At 54.5% G+C, this 3,395-nt stretch carries 5 protein-coding genes; 4 read left to right on the plus strand and 1 reads right to left on the minus strand.

Features of this window, described 5'->3' with window-relative positions:
- Nucleotides 1-610 precede the first annotated feature (610 nt).
- Nucleotides 611-937, plus strand: a complete 327-nt coding sequence (locus Z052_RS20900; protein ID WP_241897901.1) for a hypothetical protein — start codon at nt 611-613, stop codon at nt 935-937.
- Nucleotides 938-1,148: 211 nt separating this feature from the next.
- Here Z052_RS20900 and Z052_RS04960 read toward each other — a convergent pair whose 3' ends face one another.
- A complete protein-coding gene (locus tag Z052_RS04960; RefSeq protein WP_094519466.1) occupies nt 1,149-1,472 on the minus strand; it encodes a cupin domain-containing protein in 324 nt (107 codons plus the stop codon).
- A gap of 257 nt (nt 1,473-1,729) precedes the next feature.
- Here Z052_RS04960 and Z052_RS04965 point away from each other — a divergent pair, with 257 nt between their 5' ends.
- The 3 genes from Z052_RS04965 (at nt 1,730) to Z052_RS19710 (ending at nt 3,303) form a co-directional block, all read left to right on the plus strand.
- Nucleotides 1,730-1,912, plus strand: coding sequence for a hypothetical protein (locus Z052_RS04965; protein WP_141213567.1), 183 nt, complete (start codon nt 1,730-1,732; stop codon nt 1,910-1,912).
- Nucleotides 1,913-2,279: 367 nt separating this feature from the next.
- Entirely contained in the window at nt 2,280-2,459 is a 180-nt protein-coding gene (locus Z052_RS21355) for a transposase (protein WP_394338380.1), read from the plus strand.
- Nucleotides 2,460-2,532: 73 nt separating this feature from the next.
- On the plus strand, nt 2,533-3,303 hold the full coding sequence (locus Z052_RS19710; protein WP_141213566.1) for a hypothetical protein: 771 nt from the start codon (nt 2,533-2,535) through the stop codon (nt 3,301-3,303).
- Nucleotides 3,304-3,395: the final 92 nt, after the last annotated feature.

Genomic DNA, 3,395 nt, shown 5'->3' on the forward strand with positions numbered 1-3,395 from the left:
TGGTCGCCGACGATCACGTCAACGCCAGACTCGCCACAGCAACGATCTGGTCACTCGACGAGGATTGGACATACACCCTGCCCGTGTTCCGGGAGAAGTATACGTGGAGTGACGAAGCGATCCCCGAACGACTGCGCTATCTCGCTACCCATCTACACGGATCGGATACGGCCGTACGGAAACGTGCTCCGTCGAAGTGTTCACGGCGACTGCGGTCAGGTCGCCTGCAGGCCGGATCGTCTGGTAGCGTGATGACTACGTCGACGACGCCGCCGGGTGAGGAACGGAAATCCTCTCGAAGGCCGATCCGATGAATTAGATCGCCCGACCAACAACGCGTATAGATCACACTCGCGAGGCGTTCGCCGACGCGCTCTCCTCGGGCAACACCGTGTAGGTGAATCGCGCGATCGACGGAATCGAGAATACCGGAATCAAGGAACGAGCCGTCCTGTTCAACGAGTGTTCCGATATGTGTCGTGACCTCTACAAGGCCGACGATGGATGCCAGCGACAGTCCGTGATTCGCTTTGCGGCCGGTTTGTATCCACGCCTGGCCTATCGAACGGTCGGTGCGGACCTCACCGACGAAGCGTTACCAGGCGAGTGGATGTTCGACGAGATCGCGACCCACCGAGAACGACTTCGGGACCTCTACGCGGACGCGGTCCGCGACGACGACGGCCGCGTGCGACGCGCGACCGCCAAGGCGACCAAGGAACTGGCGCTGACCGCCGAGATGCTTGAAGCCGAGGACGAACTCTGGTCTATGATGGACGAACTGGACACGCTCGCCGAGGAGTGTGCAGACTCGAAGCGAAGACACGTCGGGCAGGCCTACGAGGACGCCGCCTTTCACGCGGAAAAGCCGTTTTCCCTACTCCCGGAGGGGCTTCGGGACGCGCTTGAGGGTGACGAGCAAAGTAGTGGACGGTAGTGCCGCTTCAACGCTGAATTGCTAGATACAATCGAGAGACGGTCTGTATCTGGAATCTAGCAGATCAGGACTGAAGGCCCAGTAGCTTACTCGAATATACCCGTCCGGAACGTGTGTTAGAGAGAGATCAACGGGCGCTGAGTCTTGTGCCCCCGACTTCATTCATATAGATACTGTCTTTACCTAGTAATGTTAATCGCTATGCTTGGCCTTACTCGGTCGAGCCTTTGGCCGGAGCGTATAACACAGTCATGACAAGTTCGTCTTCGAAATTAACGAACTGATGATCGGTCCCCGGTTCGAGATGGATGACGTCACCCTCAGAGACATCGTAGGTGTCTCCCTCGACATTGAGTTGTGCGTTCCCGGAATCGACGTGATAGATCTCGTCTTCGGCGTGGGCGTGCATCGGATCCTCGTCGCCCTCCTCGAAAGTCATTATCTCTAGGCTGACGGCATCAGTTCGAAGCTTCTCAATTGACTCCTCATCATCTAAAACGTCTTCTGCAGCATCGCTTACACTAAACGGTTTCATGTAAAAATGAGTGGGACTCAATCGAGTTAATATCTCGGCTGCCGAGTTATGTGTCTGAGTAGTGGAGTGTACGGGATTCACTCGCACCGTGAACAGTGAGATTCTCTCGCTGAATCAAGATAGCTTCCCACGAGATTGATATTCATCGGCATTTACTATGTGATCGAGACAGCGCACTCACCGAACAGATGTACAATAGAGATGAGAGACCACTTGGGGCCGTCGCTGAGAGTGCCTACGAGAGTCTTTTAGAAACCATGGACGCCGACAGCAGCATACCACGTAGTGACGCCCACGCCCGATTACTCGAGGCAGACTTCGCAGACGGTGATGCGAAATATGCACTCGACCAGCTATTGAATCGCGGCTATCTATACGCGGTTGATGATCAGCTGTTCGTCACCGAAGCTGTAGATATCGATGTACATCGCGAGGAATGAACCCACCCACGCCTACCAGTGGCTTCTGGTGGTGTCCGGTGGGTCCGTTATCGGAAATAGTTTCAGTCGATCACATCGACAGCCGCGTAATCTCGTCTGATGGCGATGAATCAGATGGAACTAGCTGTGGAGGATCTTCGAACCGCTGGTGAGCATAATTTTCGGGATGGACCGTCGCTGTCGGCGGCGGACTGCCGCCGACGCGACAGTGTCGCCACTGACGACCGCTGTCCGACCCGATGGACAGCTACCGCTGCTCGACCGGCTGATCGAAGACACTCAAAAATCCACACGCTCATCCCGATACATTGTAACACAGTAGTTTTTCGAACCAGTCGTTGGACGAATTGAGCTTCAGTGAGTCGGCCTGCTTCTTGAGTATCTCCCACCGTATGCGCCGGAAATGAACCCACTCGAACAGTGCTGGCGTCAAGTGAACGACGGACGTGCCAACAGACTCTACCGAACACTTCCCGAACTGAAGACGTATCTCACGAGAACGCTTCCAACGTTGAACTCACCGAAAATCTATGAGTATCTCTGCTGATCCCTATCAGAGGCGGATTGACTCTCACGGTGTCAAAACAGTCATACACAGCGAGCCGAAAGCCCAGTTTATTGTGAGCGACAGCGAGATGACTGAGGAGTCTGTGGGGGACGACCAGTCAGAGACTGAGAGTGATGCTGATAGATATCGGCCTGGGACAGTAGTCATCGACAGGGAAGATCCGGCGCCGTCTGAAGCAGTCGTAATAAACCGGCCACCGTGTACGTGTCAAGAGTGGGTTGCGTATCTGGATTCAGAGACAGACGAAGAAGTGACCGTAGCTGAGGACAATCCGGAGTATGATGGGGAGTCGGATGTGACCGTGGTGGCATTCAGAGAGTCACTGGAAGATCAGGACTCAGAAAAACTCCCGGTCGAAGAGCCAATCCCGCTGGCTGAATTGAACTGTAAGAACTATGGGTTCCCGAAAGGACGGCTTGAGATTGTTGATGAGAGCGACTCTGTTTTGACAGATCAGGGAGAGAGTTCGAACGGTGATACAAAACAGCTGTCTGAATCTGAATCGGGAGATAGTGATGTGGAGGCAGATCCAGATCAGCGTGAACAGCCACGCCAAGACGGCCTTGGAGAGGATACCGATGAGACTGAAGGCGTCACTGAGCCCCAAGAGCTCCCACATGAGCTTGAAGCACTTCGAGATCGATTATCTGAGTCAGCCACGGTAAGCGTTGAATGGGAGGATACCACTCCCCGACTGCATGTAGAAAAACTGGGGACTGAGTACCGGATTCATGTGGATGGAACAATTGAGGGAGACAGGGCACTTCGGAGTAAGCTCAAACCGCTGATCGAAGAGTATCTTGACACTCCTGATGAGGAGTGACCAGTTGAGTTGTCGATTCCTGGGCGGAGTCGTGCTTCGGAGAGTGTGCCTGTAGATCGGCAGCCTATCATGGTCGCTCTTCGGTAGACTGG

The sequence above is a fragment of the Halorubrum sp. C191 genome, assembly GCF_002727095.1.
GTDB lineage: Archaea > Halobacteriota > Halobacteria > Halobacteriales > Haloferacaceae > Halorubrum > Halorubrum ezzemoulense.

What these genes read in the sequence shown, in the direction of transcription:
- Z052_RS20900 (WP_241897901.1), top strand. Translation starts at nt 611, where the DNA reads ATGTTCGACGAGATCGCGACCCACCGAGAACGACTTCGGGACCTCTAC.
- Z052_RS04960 (WP_094519466.1), bottom strand. Translation starts at nt 1,472, where the DNA reads ATGAAACCGTTTAGTGTAAGCGATGCTGCAGAAGACGTTTTAGATGAT.
- Z052_RS04965 (WP_141213567.1), top strand. Translation starts at nt 1,730, where the DNA reads ATGGACGCCGACAGCAGCATACCACGTAGTGACGCCCACGCCCGATTA.